Origin of the sequence: Streptomyces sp. NPDC060035 (assembly GCF_042736635.1) — a bacterium.
Classification (GTDB): Bacteria; Actinomycetota; Actinomycetes; order Streptomycetales; family Streptomycetaceae; genus Streptomyces.
Genome location: NZ_JBHWVO010000025.1, coordinates 92,744 through 112,906, shown reverse-complemented (window position 1 = coordinate 112,906; position 20,163 = coordinate 92,744). Strand labels below are relative to the sequence as shown.

Annotated in this window: 21 protein-coding genes; 14 read left to right on the top strand and 7 right to left on the bottom strand. The window is 71.0% G+C overall.

The features are described 5' to 3' along the window. The first annotated feature begins 92 nt into the window (after window positions 1–92). Both mmpB and ACFWBQ_RS30800 read left to right on the top strand, forming a co-directional pair. A complete protein-coding gene (gene mmpB / locus ACFWBQ_RS30805; RefSeq protein WP_099174806.1) occupies window positions 93–221 on the top strand; it encodes a morphogenic membrane protein MmpB in 129 nt (42 codons plus the stop codon). 34 nt (window positions 222–255) lie between these two features. Next, a complete protein-coding gene (locus ACFWBQ_RS30800) occupies window positions 256–867 on the top strand; it encodes a nucleoside triphosphate pyrophosphatase (protein ID WP_385503368.1) in 612 nt (203 codons plus the stop codon). 13 nt (window positions 868–880) lie between these two features. Here the strand turns inward: ACFWBQ_RS30800 and ACFWBQ_RS30795 are convergent, their stop codons facing one another. Further along, window positions 881–1,345, bottom strand: a complete 465-nt coding sequence (locus ACFWBQ_RS30795; RefSeq protein WP_385503364.1) for a hypothetical protein — start codon at window positions 1,343–1,345, stop codon at window positions 881–883. Between the two features lie 367 nt (window positions 1,346–1,712). Here ACFWBQ_RS30795 and ACFWBQ_RS30790 point away from each other — a divergent pair, with 367 nt between their 5' ends. Further along, window positions 1,713–3,467 carry an acetyl/propionyl/methylcrotonyl-CoA carboxylase subunit alpha gene (locus ACFWBQ_RS30790; RefSeq protein WP_385503359.1) on the top strand — a complete coding sequence of 585 codons (1,755 nt, stop codon included), beginning with the start codon at window positions 1,713–1,715 and terminating at the stop codon, window positions 3,465–3,467. Window positions 3,468–3,576: 109 nt separating this feature from the next. Further along, window positions 3,577–4,188, top strand: a complete 612-nt coding sequence (locus tag ACFWBQ_RS30785; RefSeq protein WP_385503356.1) for a TetR/AcrR family transcriptional regulator — start codon at window positions 3,577–3,579, stop codon at window positions 4,186–4,188. Window positions 4,189–4,243: 55 nt separating this feature from the next. Here ACFWBQ_RS30785 and ACFWBQ_RS30780 read toward each other — a convergent pair whose 3' ends face one another. Beyond that, window positions 4,244–5,218 (bottom strand): DeoR/GlpR family DNA-binding transcription regulator, encoded by a 975-nt coding sequence (locus ACFWBQ_RS30780; protein WP_385503351.1) that lies wholly within the window; start codon window positions 5,216–5,218, stop codon window positions 4,244–4,246. Between the two features lie 219 nt (window positions 5,219–5,437). After that, window positions 5,438–6,877: an NAD(P)H-quinone dehydrogenase gene (locus ACFWBQ_RS30775; RefSeq protein ID WP_385503347.1), complete on the bottom strand. Its 1,440-nt coding sequence runs from the start codon at window positions 6,875–6,877 to the stop codon at window positions 5,438–5,440. Between the two features lie 260 nt (window positions 6,878–7,137). Between ACFWBQ_RS30775 and ACFWBQ_RS30770 the strand changes: the two genes are divergently transcribed. The 3 genes from ACFWBQ_RS30770 to ACFWBQ_RS30760 all read left to right on the top strand — a co-directional run bounded on the left by ACFWBQ_RS30770 (window position 7,138) and on the right by ACFWBQ_RS30760 (window position 10,225). Beyond that, window positions 7,138–7,575 (top strand): gamma-glutamylcyclotransferase, encoded by a 438-nt coding sequence (locus ACFWBQ_RS30770; protein WP_028439081.1) that lies wholly within the window; start codon window positions 7,138–7,140, stop codon window positions 7,573–7,575. Between the two features lie 104 nt (window positions 7,576–7,679). Beyond that, on the top strand, window positions 7,680–8,504 hold the full coding sequence (locus ACFWBQ_RS30765; protein ID WP_385503336.1) for a purine-nucleoside phosphorylase: 825 nt from the start codon (window positions 7,680–7,682) through the stop codon (window positions 8,502–8,504). An 80-nt stretch (window positions 8,505–8,584) separates the two neighbouring features. Continuing rightward, window positions 8,585–10,225: a phospho-sugar mutase gene (locus ACFWBQ_RS30760; protein WP_385503329.1), complete on the top strand. Its 1,641-nt coding sequence runs from the start codon at window positions 8,585–8,587 to the stop codon at window positions 10,223–10,225. A 22-nt stretch (window positions 10,226–10,247) separates the two neighbouring features. Here ACFWBQ_RS30760 and ACFWBQ_RS30755 read toward each other — a convergent pair whose 3' ends face one another. Both ACFWBQ_RS30755 and ACFWBQ_RS30750 read right to left on the bottom strand, forming a co-directional pair. Further along, window positions 10,248–10,658 (bottom strand): hypothetical protein, encoded by a 411-nt coding sequence (locus ACFWBQ_RS30755; RefSeq protein WP_385503323.1) that lies wholly within the window; start codon window positions 10,656–10,658, stop codon window positions 10,248–10,250. Between the two features lie 55 nt (window positions 10,659–10,713). Continuing rightward, the gene (locus ACFWBQ_RS30750) at window positions 10,714–11,331 is read right to left on the bottom strand and encodes a PH domain-containing protein (protein ID WP_385503316.1); all 618 of its coding nucleotides are present in this window, start codon (window positions 11,329–11,331) and stop codon (window positions 10,714–10,716) included. A gap of 136 nt (window positions 11,332–11,467) precedes the next feature. Between ACFWBQ_RS30750 and deoC the strand changes: the two genes are divergently transcribed. From deoC to ACFWBQ_RS30735, 3 genes are read left to right on the top strand one after another with little or no spacing between them, the layout of a single operon-like run. After that, window positions 11,468–12,415 carry a deoxyribose-phosphate aldolase gene (gene deoC / locus ACFWBQ_RS30745; protein WP_307125297.1) on the top strand — a complete coding sequence of 316 codons (948 nt, stop codon included), beginning with the start codon at window positions 11,468–11,470 and terminating at the stop codon, window positions 12,413–12,415. A gap of 5 nt (window positions 12,416–12,420) precedes the next feature. Then, window positions 12,421–13,857 carry an aldehyde dehydrogenase family protein gene (locus ACFWBQ_RS30740; RefSeq protein ID WP_385503310.1) on the top strand — a complete coding sequence of 479 codons (1,437 nt, stop codon included), beginning with the start codon at window positions 12,421–12,423 and terminating at the stop codon, window positions 13,855–13,857. Next, window positions 13,850–14,803: an aldehyde dehydrogenase family protein gene (locus ACFWBQ_RS30735; RefSeq protein WP_385503302.1), complete on the top strand. Its 954-nt coding sequence runs from the start codon at window positions 13,850–13,852 to the stop codon at window positions 14,801–14,803. The genes ACFWBQ_RS30740 and ACFWBQ_RS30735 overlap by 8 nt, the downstream gene beginning before the upstream one ends. A gap of 92 nt (window positions 14,804–14,895) precedes the next feature. Here ACFWBQ_RS30735 and ACFWBQ_RS30730 read toward each other — a convergent pair whose 3' ends face one another. Then, window positions 14,896–15,312 (bottom strand): hypothetical protein, encoded by a 417-nt coding sequence (locus ACFWBQ_RS30730; protein ID WP_385503297.1) that lies wholly within the window; start codon window positions 15,310–15,312, stop codon window positions 14,896–14,898. Between the two features lie 63 nt (window positions 15,313–15,375). Between ACFWBQ_RS30730 and ACFWBQ_RS30725 the strand changes: the two genes are divergently transcribed. After that, window positions 15,376–16,095, top strand: a complete 720-nt coding sequence (locus ACFWBQ_RS30725) for a uridine kinase (RefSeq protein WP_385503294.1) — start codon at window positions 15,376–15,378, stop codon at window positions 16,093–16,095. Between the two features lie 164 nt (window positions 16,096–16,259). Here the strand turns inward: ACFWBQ_RS30725 and ACFWBQ_RS30720 are convergent, their stop codons facing one another. Beyond that, window positions 16,260–17,036 carry a SigE family RNA polymerase sigma factor gene (locus ACFWBQ_RS30720; protein WP_385503292.1) on the bottom strand — a complete coding sequence of 259 codons (777 nt, stop codon included), beginning with the start codon at window positions 17,034–17,036 and terminating at the stop codon, window positions 16,260–16,262. A gap of 202 nt (window positions 17,037–17,238) precedes the next feature. On the opposite strand from ACFWBQ_RS30720, the gene afsQ1 reads away from it, so the two are divergent. Genes afsQ1 through ACFWBQ_RS30705 form a run of 3 tightly spaced genes read left to right on the top strand, consistent with a single transcriptional unit; the run spans window position 17,239 to window position 20,095 of the window. Beyond that, on the top strand, window positions 17,239–17,916 hold the full coding sequence (afsQ1, locus tag ACFWBQ_RS30715) for a two-component system response regulator AfsQ1 (RefSeq protein ID WP_198959609.1): 678 nt from the start codon (window positions 17,239–17,241) through the stop codon (window positions 17,914–17,916). After that, window positions 17,913–19,445, top strand: coding sequence for an ATP-binding protein (locus ACFWBQ_RS30710; protein ID WP_385503287.1), 1,533 nt, complete (start codon window positions 17,913–17,915; stop codon window positions 19,443–19,445). Before afsQ1 ends, ACFWBQ_RS30710 begins: the two co-directional genes overlap by 4 nt. Beyond that, entirely contained in the window at window positions 19,442–20,095 is a 654-nt protein-coding gene (locus tag ACFWBQ_RS30705) for a hypothetical protein (protein ID WP_385503279.1), read from the top strand. Before ACFWBQ_RS30710 ends, ACFWBQ_RS30705 begins: the two co-directional genes overlap by 4 nt. Window positions 20,096–20,163: the final 68 nt, after the last annotated feature.

Genomic DNA, 20,163 nt, shown 5'->3' with positions numbered 1-20,163 from the left:
CCCGACTGCGGGTCTGCGCTGCGGCGCGCGGCTGCGGCGCCTGAGTACGCGTACTCAGGCGCCGCAGCCGTACCGGGGCCACCATCGAAACCATGCTGTGGTCCGACCCCGAGAACAAGCCGCCGAAGGAACTGCGCGACGCCCAGGACATGATGCGCCGCGCGGGTCTGCTGCTCGCGCTGGCCATGGTCGTCGCGATGTTCGTGCTGGGCACCCGCTGAGTCCGGGGCACGAGGGCTCCGGGGCCCTTCTACGATGGCCGGTATGACTGATCAGCGCCGCCTCGTGCTCGCCTCCGCCTCCCCCGCCCGTCTCGGCCTCCTGCGCCAGGCGGGCTTCGCCCCCGAGGTGATCGTCAGCGGCGTGGACGAGGACGCGCTCTCGGCCCCGACACCGGCCCGGCTCGCGCTCCTGCTGGCCGAGGCCAAGGCCGCCGTCGTGGCGGCCCGCCCCGAAGCCTCCGGCGCGCTGGTCATCGGCTGCGACTCCGTGCTCGAGCTGGACGGTGAGGCGCTCGGCAAGCCCGCCGACAGCGAGGAGGCCACCGCACGCTGGAAGTCCATGCGCGGCCGGTCCGGAGTCCTGCAGACCGGGCACAGCGTGATCGACACGGCGACCGGCCGTACGGCGTCGGCAACCGCGTCCACCGTCGTCAGGTTCGGCGAGCCGACCGACGCCGAGGTGGCCGCCTACGTCGCTTCCGGCGAGCCGCTCCATGTCGCGGGTGCATTCACCCTGGACGGCCGCTCGGCGCCCTTCATCGACGCGATCGAGGGCGACCACGGCAATGTCATCGGGCTCTCACTGCCCCTGCTGCGCCGCCTGCTCGGCGAACTCGGCATCTCCGTCACCGAGTTGTGGGTCTGAACGAACCCCGGTCCTACGCCGGCGCCGGCGCCCCGGCTCCGGCGTCGCTCCCGCTGGTGCCGGTCTCCTTCTCATCCCTGCTCGGCTCACGGCGCCCGTACGCCACCAGTGTCAGCACGATCAGCCCCAGGACGACCATCATGAAAGCGAACGCGGTCCAGCCGGCCAGCCCCACCACCACGGCACCCAGCACCCCGTGCACGACCGCGCACCCGATGAGGGCGATCCTGGCGATCCTGCCCGGCGCCCGGTCGCGGATCCCGGCCAGCAGCGGGATCAGAGCACACACCACGAGCAGGAGCCCGGAGAAGCCGCCCATCACCCACGTACCGGTGGACATCACGCCCGGGTCCATGCCGGCCAGGGACATCTTCTGATTGTCGACGACCGTCGCGAGGATGCCGTTGATGAGCACGATGCCCGCGGCTTCCCCGAGCAGAACGATCGCGGTCACGACGGCCACTGATCTGCGCACCACTGCGCCCACCCCCTGTTACCTGTAGTACCTGCCATACAGCGCGGACCCTACTAACCGGTAATGCTTCGGACAAGGGGTCGCGCAGTCCTCGCGACTCCTCGCACGCTCGGCAAAGATTCCACCGGCCATTCGTAGGGTGTCCACAAAGAAACACCGCATGGGGCTGACCGTACGAACAGAGACTTGGACCACACCTCGTGGCTACTGTGCGGGTGAGGATCGCGGCGTACCGTGGTGCGACAAGGGATTTCGCGACTCGAGCAAGCCTCGAATCACACTCCGTGTGGGCAAGTTCACCTTTGGGGACGGGTCGTACGGCCGTGTCGGTAGTCCCTAAACTCAGCTTGTTCTCAAGGAGGGAGTCATCGTGCGCAAGGTGCTCATCGCCAACCGTGGCGAAATCGCTGTCCGCGTTGCTCGGGCTTGCCAGGATGCCGGAATCGCGAGCGTAGCCGTCTACGCCGATCCGGACCGGGATGCTCTGCATGTCCGCGCGGCCGACGAGGCGTTCGCTCTGGGCGGTGACACCCCGGCCGCCAGCTACCTGGACATGGCCAAGGTGCTCCAGGCTGCCAAGGACTCCGGGGCCGACGCCATCCACCCCGGCTACGGCTTCCTCTCGGAGAACGCCGAGTTCGCCCAGGCCGTCCTCGACGCCGGCCTGACCTGGATCGGTCCGCCCCCGCAGGCCATCCGCGACCTCGGCGACAAGGTGGCGGCCCGTCACATCGCACAGCGCGCCGGCGCCCCGCTCGTGGCAGGCACACCGGACCCCGTATCCGGATCCGCCGAGGTCGTCGCCTTCGCCGAGCAGAACGGCCTGCCCATCGCGATCAAGGCCGCCTTCGGCGGCGGCGGACGCGGCCTGAAGGTCGCCCGCACCCTCGAGGAGATCCCGGAGCTCTACGACTCCGCAGTCCGCGAGGCCGTCGCCGCCTTCGGGCGCGGCGAGTGCTTCGTGGAGCGCTACCTGGACAAGCCCCGGCACGTGGAGACCCAGTGCCTGGCCGACTCCCACGGCAACGTGGTCGTCGTCTCCACCCGCGACTGCTCCCTGCAGCGCCGCCACCAGAAGCTCGTCGAAGAGGCCCCGGCGCCCTTCCTCTCCGAGGCGCAGAACGCGGAGCTGTACGCCGCGTCGAAGGCGATCCTGAAGGAAGCCGGCTACGTCGGCGCGGGCACCGTGGAGTTCCTCGTCGGTGTCGACGGCACCATCTCCTTCCTCGAGGTCAACACCCGCCTCCAGGTCGAGCACCCGGTCACCGAAGAAGTCACCGGGATCGACCTCGTACGCGAAATGTTCCGCATCGCCGACGGCGAGGAGCTCGGCTACGGCGACCCGGCCGTACGCGGCCACTCGTTCGAATTCCGGATCAACGGTGAGGACCCGGGCCGCGGCTTCCTGCCCGCCCCCGGCACCGTCACCACCTTCGCCCCGCCCGCCGGCCCCGGTGTGCGCCTCGACGCGGGCGTCGAGACCGGATCGGTCATCGGCCCCGCCTGGGACTCCCTGCTGGCCAAGCTGATCGTGACCGGCGCGACACGCGCACAGGCCCTGCAGCGCGCAGCGCGTGCACTGGCCGAGTTCAACGTGGAGGGCATGGCCACGGCCATTCCGTTCCACCGGGCCGTCGTCGTCGACCCGGCCTTCACCGCCGACCCGTTCCGCATCCACACCCGGTGGATCGAGACGGAGTTCGTCAACGACATCCCCGCATTCACCGTCCCCGCCGACACCGAAGCGGACGAGGAGTCGGGCCGCGAGACCGTCGTCGTCGAGGTCGGCGGCAAGCGTCTCGAAGTCTCCCTGCCCTCCTCGCTCGGCATGAGCCTGGCGCGCACGGGCCTGGCGGCCGGGGCGAAGCCGAAGCGCCGCGCCGCGAAGAAGGCGGGCTCCGCCGCCTCCGGCGACACCCTCGCCTCCCCGATGCAGGGCACGATCGTCAAGATCGCCGTCGAAGAGGGCCAGGAAGTCAAGGAAGGCGACCTCGTCGTCGTCCTCGAGGCCATGAAGATGGAACAGCCCCTCAACGCGCACCGCTCCGGCACCGTGAAGGGCCTCACCGCCGAGGTCGGCAGCTCCATCTCCTCCGGCGCCCCGATCTGCGAGATCAAGGACTGAGCGCTCTTCTCCTCCCGGGGGCCCGGTCGCTGTCGATGACGTACCCGACAGCGACCGGGCCCTCGGTGGCATCCTGGACACGCAGGGCGGAGACCAGGAGGACAGCGCGATGGCGATGAGCACGGCACGGACACCGGACCGGCCGATGCGCGCCGACGCGCGCCGCAACTACGAGCGGCTGGTCGGCGAGGCCCGTACGTCCTTCGCGGAACACGGCACGGATGCCTCGCTCGAGGACATCGCCCGGCAGGCCGAGGTCGGCATCGGCACGCTGTACCGGCACTTCCCGAACCGGCACGCGCTGATGAACGCGGTGTTCCAGGAGGCCCTGGCCTCGCTGCTCGCCCGCTCCCACGAACTGGCGGAGGCGGAGCAGCCGTGCAGGGCGCTGGTGGAGTGGCTGGGCGCGATCGTCACCCATGCCGGTGAGTACCGCGGCCTGGCACAGGCCCTCATGTCGGCTTCGGGGGACGAGACTTCGGCCCTGGCGCAGTGCCATGTGCCCCTGCGTCAGGCGGGGGCGCGGCTGCTGGCGCGGGCGCAGGAGAGCGGTTCGGTGCGGGCGGACGTCTCGATCGACGATCTGCTGCAGCTGACGAACGCGATCGCGCTGGCCGCTGAGCAGACCCCGTCGGATCCGGGCCTGGCCGAACGCCTTCTGCTGCTGACGCTTCAGGGTCTCAAGAGCGGGGCAGCCGCATCGAGGCCGCCCGGCGGCTAGAGACCGTCCCCGGCCCCCGGTAGCCGACTGCGAGAAGCTGCCGCCCCCGCCCCGGCTACCGCCGCCGCAGGTCCGCCACCCGCGCGCGCTCCCCCGGCCCCTGCTCGGCCAGCGCCGCCGCACTCCGCAGCTGCGGTGGCCCCAGCCCCGAGTGGCCCCCGGGCTGGGTGCGGCGCTGGCCCGGCAGTGGCATGTTGTCCCGCCGAGGCCGGTGCCCCGGGCCGCTCTCACCACCGGGGGACTCCGCGTCGGGCCCCGCCACCGTGATCTCCACGCCCTGGTCCGCCAGAGCCTGCAGCTCCGTCGCGGCACGCTCGTCGTGGACCGGTGGTTCGTCCGTCACGAGCCGGGTGATCAGCTCCGTCGGCACCGTCTGGAACATGGTGTCGGAGCCGAGCTTGGTGTGGTCCGCCAGGACCACCACCTCCGCCGCCGCCTGGACCAGAGCCCGGTCGACGCTCGCCGAGAGCATGTTGGACGTGGACAGTCCGCGCTCGGCGGTCAGCCCGCTCCCCGAGAGGAACGCCCGGGACACCCGCAGCCCTTGGAGGGACTGCTCGGCCCCGCTGCCCACGAGTGCGTAGTTGCTCCCGCGCAGGGTGCCGCCGGTCATCACCACTTCCACCCGGTTGGCATGGGCCAACGCCTGGGCGACGAGCAGTGAGTTGGTGACCACGGTCAGACCGGGAACACGCGCGAGCCGGCGGGCCAGCTCCTGCGTGGTCGTTCCGGCGCCGACCACAATGGCCTCGCCTTCACCGACCAGGCCGGCGGCCAGGTCGGCAATGGCCGTTTTCTCCGCGGTGGAAAGATGGGATTTCTGCGGAAAGCCGGACTCCCGCGTAAAACCGCCCGGCAAAACCGCACCGCCATGCCGGCGGTCGAGGAGTCCTTCTGCCTCCAGTGCCCGCACGTCCCGCCGTACGGTCACTTCGGAGGTCTGGACGACGCGGGCGAGCTCACGGAGCGATACCGCCCCGTTGGCGCGCACCATTTCGAGAATCAACTGACGACGTTCTGCAGCGAACACGAAACTGACAGTAACCTGGCCATGGGATGCTTTTCAGCAGTTTGCGCCGAATAAGAGAAGTTGTGCACAGGAAGGGCCCCCTAGTGGTATAGGAGGCCCCGTTGTTGTTCATGAGTTGTCCGGGAGTCGCCCCGGAGATGTACATACACCTCGTCAGACCGCCCGGGATGCCGTGAGTTGCCGGGGATTGCCGGTTTCCCGTCAGCCCGTCGACCGTGCCTACGCCTCGCCCGCCCGCTTACGGGTGTGCAACTGACGGGCCACCTCGGCGATCGATCCGGACAGGGACGGGTACACGGTGAACGCGTTCGCGATCTGTTCCACGGTCAGGTTGTTGTCGACCGCGATCGAGATCGGGTGAATCAGCTCGCTGGCCCGCGGCGAGACGACACAGCCGCCGACCACGATGCCGGTGCCGGGCCGGCAGAAGATCTTGACGAAGCCGTCCCGGATGCCCTGCATCTTGGCGCGCGGGTTGCGCAGCAGCGGCAGTTTCACGACGCGGGCGTCGATCTTGCCGGCGTCGACATCGGCCTGGCTGTAACCGACCGTGGCGATCTCGGGGTCGGTGAAGACGTTGGAGGAGACCGTCTTCAGGTTCAGCGGGGCCACCGCGTCCCCGAGGAAGTGGTACATCGCGATCCGGCCCTGCATCGCGGCGACGGAGGCCAGCGCGAAGATGCCGGTGACGTCACCGGCCGCGTACACACCGGGGGCGCTGGTGCGGGAGACCCGGTCGGTCCGGATGTGGCCGGACTCCTTGAGCAGGACCCCGGACTCCTCCAGGCCCATGCCCGCGGTGTTCGGGATCGCGCCGACCGCCATCAGGCAGTGCGTACCGGAGATGACGCGGCCGTCGGCCAGGGCGACCTCGACGCGGTCGCCGACGCGCTTCGCGGACTGGGCACGGGAGCGGGCCATGACGTTCATGCCGCGGCGCCGGAAGACGTCCTCCAGAACGGCGGCGGCGTCCGGGTCCTCGCCCGGGAGCACCCGGTCACGGGAGGAGACGAGGGTGACGCGGGAGCCGAGCGCCTGGTAGGCACCGGCGAACTCGGCGCCGGTCACACCCGAGCCGACCACGATGAGCTCCTCGGGGAGCTCGTCCAGGTCGTAGACCTGGGTCCAGTTCAGGATGCGCTCGCCGTCGGGCAGGGCATCCGGGATCTCCCGGGGGTGACCACCCGTCGCGATCAGGACAGCGTCGGCGGTGAGGTGCTCCTCGGTGCCGTCGGCCGCGGTCACCACGACCTGGCGGGAGCCGTCGGCGGCCTGGAGGCCTTCGAGACGGCCGCGCCCGCGCATGACCCTGGCACCGGCACGGGTGACGGAGGCGGTGATGTCGTGGGACTGGGCGAGCGCCAGGCGCTTGACCCGTCGGTTGACCTTGCCGAGGTCGACACCGACCACGCGCGCCGCCTGCTCGACGTGCGGCGTGTCGTCGGCGACGATGATGCCCAGTTCCTCGTACGAGGAGTCGAAGGTGGTCATCACCTCGGCCGTCGCGATCAGGGTCTTCGAGGGCACGCAGTCGGTGAGTACCGACGCGCCGCCGAGGCCGTCGCAGTCGACGACGGTCACCTCGGCGCCGAGCTGGGCGCCCACCAGTGCCGCCTCGTAGCCGCCGGGGCCACCGCCGATGATCACGATCCGGGTCACGAAAAGTCCGCCTCGCGTGGTGTCTTCCCGCGGCCGTCTGCCGCCCCGGCCGGGGGTCCGGGGGATCGCCCCGGGGAATGCAGTACGTAGTTCATTGTCCCGCACGCGCCAAGGTGCTTCCCCCCGGGGCCCTCCATACGGGAACCGGGCCGACGGGCCACGGCCTCCCTGCCCCGGACAGCGCCCCGGACGCCACCCCCTCCGGGGTGTTCCTCACAGGAATCGGCACGCCCCCCGCCACCTCCCGTACCCTCGACCCCATGTCGCTCTACGCCGCGTACGCCGGCAACCTCGACGCGCGGCTGATGACGCGCCGCGCTCCTCATTCCCCGCTGCGCGGCACCGGCTGGCTCAACGGCTGGCGGCTGACGTTCGGCGGGGAGCAGATGGGCTGGGAGGGCGCACTGGCCACGGTCGTCGAGGCGCCCCGTTCCCAGGTCTTCGTCGCGCTGTACGACCTGGCGCCGATGGACGAGGACTCCATGGACCGCTGGGAGGGTGTCGGCCTCGACATCTACCGGCGGATGCGGGTGCGCGTGCACACCCTGGACGGCGAGGAGCCGGCCTGGATGTACGTGCTGAACGGTTACGAGGGCGGACTGCCCTCGGCCCGCTATCTGGGTGAGGTGGCGGACGCCGCCGAGTCCGCCGGAGCGCCGCACGACTATGTGATGGGCCTGCGCAAGCGCCCCTGCTGAGCGGCACTCCCACGCCACTTTCGTACGAAAGTACGAGTACGACAGGCCAGACTCTGAACCTGCGCATCTACGCGCGTAGGGATTCACCGGTTACCCTCATCCGCGTGAACGCATCTGTTATTCCGGACCACATCCAGGGCGACCCCCTCGCCGCCGCCGCCGACGCCGCTGCCCGCCTGCGCGAGCTCACCGGCGCCGAGACCCATGACGTCGCCCTCGTGATGGGCTCCGGGTGGGCCCCCGCCGGCGATGCGCTCGGCGCGCCGGAGGCCGAGTTCCCGGTGACCGCGCTGCCCGGATTCCCGGCCCCCGCGGTGGAGGGGCACGGCGGCACGATCCGCTCGTACCGGATCGGCGAGAAGCGCACCCTGGTCTTCCTGGGCCGCACGCACTACTACGAGGGCCGCGGCGTCGCCGCCGTCGCCCACGGTGTCCGTACGGCCGTTGCCGCAGGCTGCAAGACCATCGTCCTGACGAACGGCTGCGGCGGTCTGCGCGAGGGCATGCGCCCCGGACAGCCGGTGCTCATCAGCGACCACATCAACCTCACGGCGGCGTCGCCGATCGTCGGCGCCAACTTCGTCGACCTCACCGACCTGTACTCGCCGCGGCTGCGCGCGCTGTGCAAGGAGATCGACGAGACGCTCGAAGAGGGCGTGTACGTGCAGTTCCCCGGCCCGCACTACGAGACTCCGGCCGAGATCAACATGGTGCGCGCGATGGGCGGCGACCTGGTCGGCATGTCCACCGTGCTGGAGGCCATCGCGGCGCGGGAGGCGGGTGCGGAGGTGCTGGGAATCTCCCTCGTCACGAATCTGGCCGCCGGCCTGAGCGGTGAGCCCCTCAACCACGAAGAGGTCCTCCAGGCCGGGCGGGACTCGGCCAGCCGGATGGGCTCGCTGCTGGCCCGGGTCCTGGACCGGATCTGACCGCAACGGTGCGGGTGGGGGGCCGCTGCGTGACGCCCCACCCCGGCCCCCCACCCCGTAACCCCCCGAGAGGCGGAACCGTGCAGCAGGACCTCATCGACCGGGCCAGGACCTGGCTGGCCGAGGACCCCGACCCCGAGACCCGCGAGGAGCTCGCCGGACTCATCGACGCCGGGGACCGCGCCGCGCTCGCCGACCGCTTCGCGGGCACCCTGCAGTTCGGCACGGCCGGCCTGCGCGGTGAGCTCGGCGCAGGCCCGATGCGGATGAACCGGTCCGTCGTCATCCGCGCCGCCGCCGGCCTCGCCGCGTATCTGACGGCGCAGGGGCAGGCCGGCGGGCTCGTCGTCATCGGCTACGACGCCCGCTACAAGTCGGCCGACTTCGCCCGCGACACCGCGGCCGTGATGACCGGAGCGGGCCTGCGCGCGGCCGTACTCCCCCGCCCGCTGCCCACCCCCGTCCTCGCGTACGCCATAAGGCATCTGGGGGCCGTGGCGGGCGTGGAGGTCACCGCCAGTCACAATCCGCCGCGCGACAACGGCTACAAGGTCTACCTCGGCGACGGCTCGCAGATCGTGCCCCCGGCCGACGCGGAGATCGCCGCCGCGATCACGGCGGTCGGCCCGCTGGACACCGTGCCGCGCCCGGCAACCGGCTGGGAGACCCTCGGCGACGAGGTCCTGGACGCCTATCTCACCCGTACGGACGCAGTCCTCGGCCCCGGCTCCCCCCGTACCGCGCGCACCGTCTACACCGCCCTGCACGGCGTCGGCACCTCTGTCCTCACGGCCGCCTTCGCACGGGCCGGTTTCCCCGCGCCCGTGCTCGTCGCCGAGCAGGCGGAGCCCGACCCGGCGTTCCCCACCGTCGCCTTCCCCAACCCGGAAGAGCCCGGCGCCATGGATCTCGCCTTCGCGACCGCGCGCCGGTCGGATCCGGACATCATCATCGCCAACGACCCGGACGCCGACCGCTGCGCCGTCGCCGTCCCCGACCCGGCGTCCCCGGCGGGCTGGCGGATGCTGCGCGGCGACGAGGTCGGCGCCCTGCTCGCCGCCCATCTGGTGTCCCGGGGCGTCACCGGGGTCTTCGCCGAGTCGATCGTGTCGTCGTCCCTCCTCGGCAGGATCGCCGAGAAGGCCGGCCTCGGGTACGAGGAGACACTGACGGGATTCAAGTGGATCGCCCGCGTCGAGGGGCTGCGCTACGGGTACGAGGAGGCGCTGGGCTACTGCGTCGACCCGGACGGCGTACGTGACAAGGACGGCATCACGGCCGCCCTGCTGATCGCCGAGCTGGCCTCCGTGCTCAAGGAGAAGGGACGCACCCTCCTCGACCTGCTCGACGACCTCGCCGTCGAGCACGGCCTGCACGCCACGGACCAGCTGTCGGTCCGGGTCGAGGACCTCTCGGTCATCGCGAACGCCATGCGGCGCCTGCGCGAGGCCCCTCCGACGGCGCTGGCGGGCCTGACCGTCACCTCGGCCGAGGACCTGTCGCAGGGCACGGATCTGCTGCCGCCCACCGACGGGCTGCGCTACCACCTGACGGGCGCCCGGGTGATCGTCCGCCCGAGCGGCACCGAGCCGAAGCTCAAGTGCTACCTGGAGGTCGTGGTGCCGGTCGGTTCGGTGGACGGGCTGCTCGCGGCCAGGGAGCGGGCCACGGAACTGCTCAACGGCATCAAGCGCGACCTCGCTGCGGCCGCCGGTATCTGAGGAGGCGCCGCGTCCGGACGTCTCATGTGCGGGTCAGGCAGGTGAAGCCGGTGACCACGGTGCCGACCGGCAGCGTCGCGAACTGCTGGAAGCCGCAGTGGTCCTGGCCGACGACGACCGCGCGCATCGCGTAGCCGTTCTCGGTGCCGAAGGCCGGGCCCGGACCACTGCACGGCGTTGCGGCAGGCGTCGGGCCTCCCGGCCGCCACGGACGGCCCCCTGCGGACCGGTCGCCGGTCCGCAGTGTGGTCGACACGCCGTCGCCCGCCGCGGATGAAGGGAAGCGGACCATCGCGAAGGGGCGGGCGTCCGGATCCGCCCCGCGGCCTGTCCGCTGCTCGTGCTCCTCGGGGGCTCCGGGCTCGTCGCCCGCCTGCAGCTCCTCGAAGGCGTCGTGGCAGTCGCCGTACTCGCCGAACGAACGGGCGGACACCGCGACGCCCTCGACAGGAAACGGCCGAGGGCGTCGCGGTGCATACGGTCGGTACTCAGGCGATCGCGAACAGCACCACGAGCAGCACCGCGCCGGCGACGGCCGGGGCGATCACCTCGTACGCCCAGCGCACCGACGCCGTGGTCGCGCCCTCCTCCGTACGACTGCCCGCGCGCTCGGCCAGCTCGCGCAGGTCCCGCACCGCCTGGTCGGCGGTGGCGCGGGCCTGGGAGTCCTGGACGTCGGCGGTCCGGCCCGCCTTCGCCTCCTTGGTCGCCGCCCTCGCCGCCTTCTTGCGCTCGCGCAGCGATACGGGCACCGCCCACAGCTGGTACTTCTTGCCGTCCCGGGTGAACAGTTCACTGGAGAACGAGGCCCGGACGTCGGAGACATCGCTCCAGGGCAGCACGATCGTCCGGAACGGGTTGCGGATGCGGATCCGCTCCTCGCCGGCGAACACGGCGGGTCGCAGCGTGAACGCCACGATCAGCGGGATCAGAGTCAGCAACGCGGCCAGCGCCTTCCACGGCACCCACCCGTCGCCCCGGAACACCGCGTCGCCGCCGAGCCAGCCGGCCAGCAGGATCAGCAGTGCGCCGCTGACCAGCCCGGCACCGGACCGGAAGATCCGGTCGGCGTAGGCGGGCTCGGCGGGAGGTGTGGGGCTCGTCATGGTCCCGATTCTGCCTGACGGGCGCGAGCAGTGGCGGGGCGCCCGCCCCGGAGCCTCCTGCGGCCTGCGGGAGACGCGGAAACAGGGAGGGCCCTGTACAGGTCGCTACGCGCGTAGATATGCTCATGTGGTGACCATGCCCACCACTGCTCCCGCATTCGCCGACGCGACGGCGTCCGACAGTGCGCTGCGCCGCTTCCTGCACGGGCTGCCCGGCGTCGACACCGTCGGCCTCGAAGCGCGCGCCGCCTCTCTCGGTACCCGATCGATCAAGACGACTGCCAAGGCGTACGCCATCGATCTCGCCATTTCGATGATCGACCTGACGACGCTGGAAGGCGCGGACACCCCGGGCAAGGTCCGGGCTCTCGCCGCCAAGGCCGTCAACCCCGACCCCACCGACCGCACGACCCCGCGCACCGCCGCGGTCTGCGTCTACCCCGACATGGCGGCGACCGCCGCCGCCGCACTGGCCGGCTCCGGAGTGAAGGTGGCGTCCGTCGCGACGGCCTTCCCCGCCGGGCGTGCCGCGCTGGACGTCAAGCTCGCGGACGTCCGCGACGCCGTGGCTGCCGGGGCCGACGAGATCGACATGGTGATCGACCGCGGCGCTTTCCTCTCCGGCCGTTACCTCAAGGTGTACGAGGAGATCCTCGCCGTGAAGGCCGAGTGCGGCTCGGCCCGACTGAAGGTGATCTTCGAGACCGGCGAGCTGTCCACGTACGACAACATCCGGCGGGCCTCCTGGCTCGGGATGCTGGCGGGCGCGGACTTCATCAAGACGTCGACCGGCAAGGTCGGGACCAACGCCACTCCGGCGAACACGCTGCTGATGCTGGAGGCCGTGCGCGACTTCCGGGAGCAGACTGGAGTGCAGATCGGTGTGAAGCCCGCAGGCGGCATCCGCACCTCCAAGGACGCGATCAAGTTCCTGGTCCTGGTGAACGAGACCGCGGGCGAGGACTGGCTGGACAACCACTGGTTCCGCTTCGGCGCCTCCAGCCTGCTGAACGACCTGCTGATGCAGCGCCAGAAGCTCAGCACCGGCCGTTACTCCGGCCCCGATTACGTGACGGTGGACTGATCCTCATGGCATCTGTATTCGATTACGCACCGGCTCCGGAGTCCCGCTCCGTCGTCGACATCGCCCCCTCGTACGGCCTGTTCATCGACGGCGAGTTCACCGAGGCCGCCGACGGCAAGGTCTTCAAGACGGTCAGCCCGTCGTCCGAGGAGGTGCTCTCCGAGGTCGCGCGGGCCGGCGCCGAGGACGTGGACCGGGCCGTGAAGGCCGCCCGCAGGGCGTTCGAGAAGTGGTCCGCGCTTCCCGGCTCCGAACGCGCCAAGTACCTGTTCCGGATCGCCCGGATCATCCAGGAGCGCTCCCGCGAACTGGCCGTCCTGGAGACCCTGGACAACGGCAAGCCGATCAAGGAGACCCGCGACGCGGACCTCCCGCTGGTCGCCGCGCACTTCTTCTACTACGCGGGCTGGGCCGACAAGCTCGACCACGCGGGGTACGGGGCGAACCCGCGCCCGCTCGGTGTGGCCGGTCAGATCATCCCGTGGAACTTCCCGCTCCTGATGCTCGCGTGGAAGATCGCCCCGGCGCTCGCCACCGGCAACACGGTGGTGCTGAAGCCGGCGGAGACGACCCCTCTCTCCGCGCTCTTCTTCGCCGACATCTGCCGCCAGGCGGGCCTTCCCAAGGGTGTCGTCAACATCCTGACGGGGTACGGGGACGCGGGCTCGGCCCTCGTCGAGCACCCGGACGTCAACAAGGTCGCCTTCACGGGATCGACCGCGGTCGGCAAGGCCATCGCCCGCCAGATCGCCGGTACGGACAAGAAGGCCACGCTCGAACTGGGCGGCAAGGGCGCCAACATCGTCTTCGACGACGCGCCCATCGACCAGGCCGTCGAGGGCATCGTCAACGGGATCTTCTTCAACCAGGGCCAGGTCTGCTGCGCGGGCTCGCGGCTCCTCGTGCAGGAGTCCGTCCAGGACGAGGTGCTGCACTCGCTCAAGCGCCGCCTGTCCACGCTGCGCCTCGGCGACCCGCTGGACAAGAACACCGACATCGGCGCGATCAACTCCGAGGAGCAGCTCTCCCGGATCACCGCGCTCGTCGAGACGGGCGAGGCGGAGGGCGCCGAGCGCTGGTCCGCGCCGTGCGAAATGCCGTCCGCCGGCTACTGGTTCGCACCGACCCTGTTCACCAACGTCACGCAGGCGCACAGGGTGGCCCGCGACGAGATCTTCGGCCCGGTGCTGTCGGTGCTCTCCTTCCGTACGCCGGACGAAGCCGTCGCGAAGGCCAACAACAGTCAGTACGGCCTCTCGGCGGGCATCTGGACGGAGAAGGGCTCCCGCATCCTCGCGGTGGCGAACAAGCTCCGTGCGGGCGTCGTCTGGGCCAACACGTTCAACAAGTTCGACCCGACCTCGCCGTTCGGCGGATACAAGGAGTCGGGCTTCGGCCGCGAAGGCGGCCGTCACGGTCTGGAGGCCTACCTCGATGTCTGACGGGCGACTGAGCGTCTTCAAGACCTACAAGCTGTACGTCGGGGGCAAGTTCCCCCGCTCCGAGAGCGGCCGGGTGTACGAGGTGACGGACTCCAAGGGCAGGTGGCTGGCAAACGCCCCGCAGTCCTCCCGCAAGGACGCGCGTGACGCCGTCGTGGCCGCGCGCAAGGCGTTCGGCGGCTGGTCGGGCGCGACCGCGTACAACCGCGGCCAGGTCCTCTACCGCGTCGCCGAGATGCTGGAGGGCCGCCGGGAGCAGTTCGTACGGGAGGTGGCGGACGCCGAGGGACTGTCGAAGTCCAAGGCGGCGGCCGTCGTCGACGCGGCGATCGACCGCTGGGTCTGGTACGCGGGCTGGACCGACAAGATCGGGCAGATCGTGGGCGGGGCGAACCCGGTCGCGGGGCCGTACTTCAACCTGTCCACCCCGGAGCCGACCGGTGTCGTCACGGTCCTGGCCCCGCAGAAGTCGTCGTTCCTGGGCCTGGTCTCGGTGATCGCCCCGGTGATCGCCACCGGGAACACGGCGGTCGTCATCGCCTCGGCCGACGCCCCGCTGCCCGCGCTCTCGCTGGGCGAGGTGCTGGCCACGTCGGACCTCCCGGGCGGTGTGGTCAACATCCTGTCGGGGAAGACGGCGGAGCTCGCAGCGCCGCTGGCGTCCCACCAGGACGTCAACGCGATCGACCTCACCGGCTCCGGCGCGCACACCGAGCTGGCGAAGGAGCTCGAGACGGCGGCGGCCGACAACCTGAAACGCGTTCTCCGCCCGCTCCTCTCCCACCACCGCCCCGAGAAGGAGGCGGAGGGCGCCGCTCATCCACAGGCTGTGGACGAGGAGGACTGGTCCGCCGACCCGGGCACGCGCCGCCTGACGGCCTTCCTGGAGACCAAGACGGTCTGGCACCCGACGGGTGCCCTGGGAGCCTCCGGCTCCTCGTACTGACCCTCAGAGGCTGCCGCGCGGCCTCCGACGCACGCAGGGCCGCTCCCCCGGGGCGGCCCTGCGTGCTGTGCGCGTGCGCAACCGTGTGCGCGTCAGCCGGCGATCGTGCCTGCTGCCTGTCCCGCGACGGGCAGATCACCGAGCGAGGCGCCACCGGCCAGCGGGCCGGTGGCGGCGGCCGTGGTCATCGGCTTGAAGTCGGCGACCTGGGTACCCACCCCGTTGTCCAGCGGGTCCACACCCGTCCCGGCCAGCGGGTCGAGCTGCAGATCGGTGGCAGGGGAGACGGCGCCGGCGAGCCCGTAGCCGAGCGCGCTGTTCAGCGCGGGCGCCGCCGCGTCGCCCGCGGCCCCGAGGGTGTTGTCCGCGCCGGTGGCCGGAGCGGCGGGCAGCGATGCCGCCTGGGCCGCCGCACCTCCCGCACCGAGCGCCGCGCCGAGCGCGGTGAGGGTCAGACCGGCGCGCAGCAGAGCGCGGCGCCGGGGCTTGGAGAGTGCATGACGTGCCATGTTTTCCCACCTGATCGAGGCTGGTTGTGTAATCAGTCGTGCACGCAGAGTAGTTGAGGTGTGATGCTCGATACCAACAGGACCTCCCGGGGATCCCCTGCGCGGGTCGATGCCTCACACTTCTGTTCTGTGAGTTCCCAACCGATCCCCACTCGAGTCGTGCTGCTGGCCGGCCCCTCCGGCTCCGGCAAGTCCTCCCTCGCCGCCCGTACCGGTCTTCCGGTGCTGCGGCTGGACGACTTCTACAAGGAGGCCAACGACCGGACGCTGCCTCTGGTCACCGGCAGCACGGACATCGACTGGGACTCGGCACAGTCCTGGGACGCGGACGCGGCGGTCGAGGCCATCGCCGAGCTGTGCCGCACCGGGCGTACGAACGTCCCGGTGTACGACATCGCCACGAGCTCCCGGGTCGGCAGCGAGGCGCTCGGCATAGAACGCACGCCCCTGTTCGTCGCCGAGGGCATCTTCGCCGCGGACATCGTGGAGCGCTGCCAGGATCTGGGGCTGCTCGCGGACGCGCTGTGCCTGCGCGGGCGCCCTTCGACGACGTTCCGGCGTCGGCTGCTGCGGGATCTGCGCGAGGGCCGGAAGTCGGTGCCGTTCCTGCTGCGTCGGGGCTGGCGCCTGATGCGGGCCGAGCGGCGCATCGTGGCCCGCCAGACGGCGCTGGGCGCGTACCCCTGCGGCAAGGACGAGGCCCTGGGCCGCCTGGCCGCCGCGGCGGCGGGCCGCTGCCGCCGGACGACCGCGGCAGCCTCCCCGGCCCCGCCCGCGACCTGACACCTGGCCCACGCCGACTGCCGGCGGGCTCGGTCCGGGCCCGCCGGCAATCGGCCGCACAACGCAGCGGGGCCGGACAGGACCCCCCGGCCCGTCCGACCCCGCCACGCACTACCCCCGTACCGCCGCTTCCCCCGAAGCCGCGGCCCGTTCCCCCGTACGCCTCAGGCCACCAGCTCGCCGAAGGACTCCTCCTCGTCACGGCCGAAGCTGAGGACCTCGTCCTCACGCAGCCGGCGGAGCGACCGCCAGATGCTCGACTTCACCGTGCCGACACTGATGTCGAGGATGGACGCGATCTCCGGGTCCGTGCGGCCCTCGTAGTAGCGCAGGACCAGCATCGTGCGCTGGAGTTCCGGCAGCCGTGCGAGTGCCTGCCAGAGCACCGCCCGCAGCTCCGTGCCGCGCATCGCGTCCGTGTCGCCCACCGTCTCCGGGAGCTCCTCGGTCGGGTACTCGTTGAGCTTGCGCCTGCGCCAGGCGCTGATGTGCAGATTGGTCATGGTGCGGCGGAGATATCCGCCGACAGCCGCCTTGTCACTGATCCTGTCCCACGCCCGGTACGTCGAGAAGAGGGCGCTCTGCAGCAGGTCCTCGGCCTCGAACCGGTCGCCGGTCAGGTGATAGGCGGTCGCGTACAGGGAGGCGCGGCGCTCCTGGACGTAGGCCGTGAACGCCGCTTCGGCGTCCTCGGTCCGCTCCAGGGGCTTCCGCTCCCCCGTGCCCTCCCCGTACGCGCTTCCCCCGTTGGCCCCGTTTCCCCCGTGGCCCCCGTTTCCCCCCGTGGGCGCGTCAACCATCGTCAGATACGACGAATGCTGACGCCCGGCGCCACGGAAGCACCCCCGCCCTCCCCCGGCGCCGGACTTCTCCGGGCTCCGGCCGACGTCGTGGAGACGCGTGGCAACTGCGCTTGAGGTGGTGCTGTGCAGTGTGTTCATCTCGCGCCCCCCATCGGTGGAGTCCGTTCGTTCCGTGTGCCATTGAGCTTGCCGGGGCAGTTTCATGACGCTGTCCCCCGACTGTCACAGGCCTGTCACAGGGCATGTTGACCGCGTCCCGGGGGCACGGAAGTGCATGGGGAGACAGATCAGTAGGGGGGTTTGTCGAACTGTGGCATCACCATGGGCCAGAATGACCTCCGTGCCTTTCCTGTTGCTGATCGAGGACGACGACGCCATCCGCACGGCCCTCGAACTCTCGTTGTCACGCCAGGGCCACCGTGTGGCCACCGCGGCGACGGGAGAGGACGGCCTGGACCTGCTCCGGGAGCAGCGGCCGGACCTCGTTGTGCTGGACGTGATGCTGCCCGGGATCGACGGTTTCGAGGTCTGCCGACGCATCCGGCGGACCGACCAGCTGCCGATCATTCTGCTGACCGCGCGCAGCGACGACATCGACGTCGTGGTGGGACTGGAGTCCGGCGCGGACGACTATGTGGTGAAACCCGTACAGGGCCGGGTGCTCGACGCCCGTATCCGTGCGGTGCTGCGGCGCGGGGAGCGCGAGTCCACCGACTCGGCGACCTTCGGGAGCGTCGTCATCGACCGCTCGGCCATGACCGTCACCAAGAACGGGGAGGACCTGCAGCTCACGCCGACCGAGCTGCGGCTCCTGCTGGAGCTCAGCCGCCGGCCCGGTCAGGCCCTGTCCCGGCAGCAGTTGCTGCGCCTGGTCTGGGAGCACGACTACCTCGGTGACTCACGGCTCGTGGACGCCTGTGTGCAGCGGCTGCGCGCGAAGGTGGAGGACGTGCCGTCCTCGCCGACCCTGATCCGGACCGTACGCGGCGTCGGCTACCGGCTGGATTCGCCTCAGTGAGCGATTCCGCGAAACGTTCCATACTCGCGGGTCTTCGCTGGACCAGCCTGCGGCTGCGACTCGTCGTCGTGTTCGCGCTGGTGGCACTGACAGCCGCCGTGTCCGCTTCGGGCATCGCCTACTGGCTCAACCGTGAGGCCGTCCTGACGCGTACACAGGACACGGCGCTCGGCGACTTCCGGCGGCAGATGCAGAACCAGGCGGCCGCACTGCCGCTGCAGCCCACGGGCATCGATCTGCAGGACGGCGCCGAGCAGATGGCGAGCAGCGGACCCGGCTACCACGTGCTGCTGGTCGACTCCCACGACGGCAAGCCGATCGTCGGGTCCTCCGACATCGATGCCTTCACCAAGCTCGACGTACCTGCCTCACTGCAGCGCCAGGTGAACAAGAAGCAGCCGCTGACTTCGAGCAACACCCACGAGTACCACCTGTTCTGGCAGCGGACGACCATCGGCGGCACGCCGTATCTGGTGGCCGGAACGAAGATCATCGGTGGCGGTCCGGCCGGCTACATGCTGAAGTCGCTGGACCAGGAGCGCCAGGACCTCAATTCGCTGGCCTGGTCGCTGGGCATCGCCACCGCGCTGGCTCTCGTCGGCTCGGCGCTCCTCGCGCAGGGTGCGGCAACGACCGTGCTGCGGCCCGTGCAACGGCTCGGGGACGCGGCCCGCAAGCTCGGCGAGGGCAAGCTCGACACCCGTCTCGTGGTCTCCGGCACCGATGAACTGGCCGATCTCTCCCGCACGTTCAACAAGACGGCGAGCTCCCTGGAGAAGAAGGTCGCGGACATGACCGCGCGGGAGGAGTCGAGCCGCAGATTCGTCGCCGACATGTCGCACGAGCTGCGGACCCCGCTGACCGCGATCACCGCGGTCGCCGAGGTGCTGGAGGACGAGGCGGACAGCCTCGATCCGATGATCGCGCCCGCCGTACACCTGGTGGTGAGCGAGACCCGGCGGCTGAACGACCTGGTGGAGAACCTCATGGAGGTCACCCGCTTCGACGCGGGTACCGCCCGGCTCGTCCTGGACACGGTCGATGTGGCCGACATGGTGACCGCCTGCATCGACGCACGCGCCTGGCTGGACGCGGTCGATCTGGACGCGGAGCGCGGCATGATGGTGCGGCTCGATCCGCGCCGGCTCGACGTGATCCTGGCGAATCTGATCGGCAACGCGCTCAAGCACGGCGGCTCGCCGGTACGCGTGGCCGTACGGGCCGACGACGACGAACTGGTCGTCGAGGTACGGGACCACGGCCCGGGCATCCCCGAGGACGTCCTGCCCCACGTGTTCGACCGCTTCTACAAGGCGAGTGCCTCCCGGCCGCGTTCCGAGGGCAGCGGCCTGGGCCTGTCGATCGCGATGGAGAACGCGCACATCCATGGCGGTGACATCACGGCCTCGAATTCGCCGGACGGCGACGGGGCGGTGTTCGTGCTGCGGCTGCCGCGCGACGAGGAGCGGCCGACCGGCGTTCCGGGGGACGAGGACCCGGACCGGAACGAGAAGGGCAGCGCGAAGTGATACGCAGCGACCACGCGCACGGCGCGCCCCGCACGGGCCGCTCCAGGAGGGGCCCGGGCCGGGCGGCGACCGCTCTCGCGGCCGTCGTGGCGTGTGCGGCGCTGGCCGCCGGATGCGGAATCAGGAGCACCTCGGTGCCGGTCGACGCGGGGGCGGCACCGTCCCGGGTGCCGTGCCGTACGTCGGCGGCGGCAGCGACCGCACAGCCGCTGGAGAGCATCCCGGTCCACGTCTACCTGGTCTGCGCCTCGCAGCTGGTGACGGTGGAGCGCACGGTGGAGGCCGACGCGTCCGGCTCCGACCGGGTCCGCCTGGCCCAGTTGCTGCTCGGCGAGCTCCAGCAGGTGCCGCCCGCCGACGAGCGGCGGGCCGGCTTCTCCACGGATGTGCCGACGGATCTGCGGGTCACCGAGGCGCGCGAGGGCGACCCGGAGGGCACACTGCGCCTCAGCCAGCAGCCCGAGGACCTGCCCGCGGAGGCGCTCGCGCAGGTGGTGTGCTCGTACGCGGAGAGCGAGCCGATCAGCTCCGGGGGTTCGGTACTCCTCGGCGGACCGGGGAACTACACCCCACGGGGTTATCTGTGTACGACGGAGACGAAGAGCCGTCCGGGGAACGTACCGACGCTGGGCGCGGTCGAGCTCCCCTGAGGGCCGCCTCCGGGCTCGATCCGGCCCTCCGTGCCGCTCGTCACAAAGGCTTCCCGCGACAGGGCGGA